The sequence below is a fragment of the Rhodococcus sp. KRD197 genome, from assembly GCF_017168235.1.
Classification (GTDB): domain Bacteria; phylum Actinomycetota; class Actinomycetes; order Mycobacteriales; family Mycobacteriaceae; genus Rhodococcoides.
Window position 1 is genome coordinate 1 of sequence record NZ_JABFAO010000030.1, and the last position, 1,699, is coordinate 1,699.

The window sequence follows — 1,699 nt, forward strand, 5'->3', positions numbered from 1 at the left end:
CCTGGTTGCACCGATTCGGTAGCGACCAAGCGCGGGTCGCAGACACGAAATGCCCTGTCGTAGTGGAAGAATGAGATTTCTCGAGGATCAAATTCGGCCACAACGAAGGGCATCTCGCAGATGCAACTCTCTCACACCCGACCCGTCACCGCCGCAGGGTTCGACGACCCCAATCTCGTGTCGACCGCCGGGCTCGTCCCGGTCATGGCCTTGGCGCAGGACAGCGGACTGCTGACCTTGGCCGACGAGCACCTGAGCGTGCCGACCGACAAGGGCGCCCACGCCGACCGCAAGATCGGATCGCTCGTGGCGGGCATGGTCGCCGGCGCCGACAGCATCGCCGACATGGCGCTGTTGCGGCACGGGGCGATGGGAACCGTCTTCGACCGCCCGTACGCACCGTCGACGGTGGGATCGTTCCTCCGCGAATTCACCTTCGGGCACGTCCGCCAACTCGACGCCGTGGCGTCCAGGTTCTTGTGCGCTCTCGCCGCCCGCTCTCCGCTGGTTTCGGGGATCGACACCGGACGTGTGCTGGTCGATATCGACGATTCGATCATCGAAGTCCACGGTCACGGCAAACAGGGTTCCGGGTACGGCTACTCCGGGGTCCGCGGATTGAATGCACTGATCGCGACGGTCACCACCGACACTGCTGCACCGGTGATCGTGGGTCAGCGCCTGCGCCGGGGTGCCTGCGGGTCCCCGCGCGGCGCTGCCCGGATGGTCACCGACACCCTGGCCACCGTCGACCGCCTGCGCACGAGGGCCACCGACGCAGCCACGGGCCCTACGGCAGAGGCGGTGCCGAAAGCGCTGGTTCGGGCCGACTCGGCGTTCTACGGGTACCCCACCATCGGTGCCGCGATCCGCGCCGGAGCCGACGTCTCGGTGACCGTGCGCCTGACCTCGACAATCAAACGATCGATCTCCTCGATCAGCGACGACGCCTGGACACCGATCGAGTACACCAACGCGATCTACGATCACGACACCGAACAATGGATCTCGACGGCCGAGGTCGCCGAGATACCGTTCACCGCGTTCGCCTCCCAGAAGAAGGCGCACCGGATTCCGGGGCGGTTGGTCGTGCGCCGCATCCCCGACCTGCGGCCGAAGAAGGATCAGGGCCAAGGTGAGTTGTTCGATATCTGGCGCTTCCACGCCTTCTTCACCACCACAACCGACCTCGACACCGTCGCCGCCGACAAGCTCCACCGCCAGCACGCCATCATCGAGCAGGTCCACGCGGACCTGAAGAACTCCGCGCTCGCTCATCTACCGTCGAGCCGGTTCACCGCCAACGCCGCCTGGCTCGTCTGCGCAGTGATGGCATTCAACCTCACCCGCGCCGCCGCCACCCTCACCGCCGACCCGAGGTTGACGAAAGCAACCACCGGCACCATCCGGCGGACCGTGGTCTCGGTTCCCGCGCGGATCGCGTCCTCCGCCCGCCGGTTGACGCTGCACCTACCACAGAACTGGCCGTGGGAAACAGCGTGGAACACCCTGTTCGAGAGCGTGTTCCACCGAAATCAGCCGATCACCGCCTAACAGGCTCCCACTGCCCACCCTCGACGCGAAAGACCCAGTGGAACAACCCGGCACGAGAGGTCGGACGATCACCCACGCCCGCACTCCACTCGAAGCCGCACAACCAAACTCACAGCGACGCCATCAGTTGATCGGTGCATTCGGG

Annotated in this window: 1 protein-coding gene; it reads left to right on the plus strand. The window is 65.9% G+C overall.

The features are described from left to right. The first annotated feature begins 120 nt into the window (after window positions 1–120). The gene (locus tag J1M86_RS23570; RefSeq protein ID WP_075839961.1) at window positions 121–1,554 is read left to right on the plus strand and encodes an IS1380 family transposase; all 1,434 of its coding nucleotides are present in this window, start codon (window positions 121–123) and stop codon (window positions 1,552–1,554) included. Window positions 1,555–1,699: the final 145 nt, after the last annotated feature.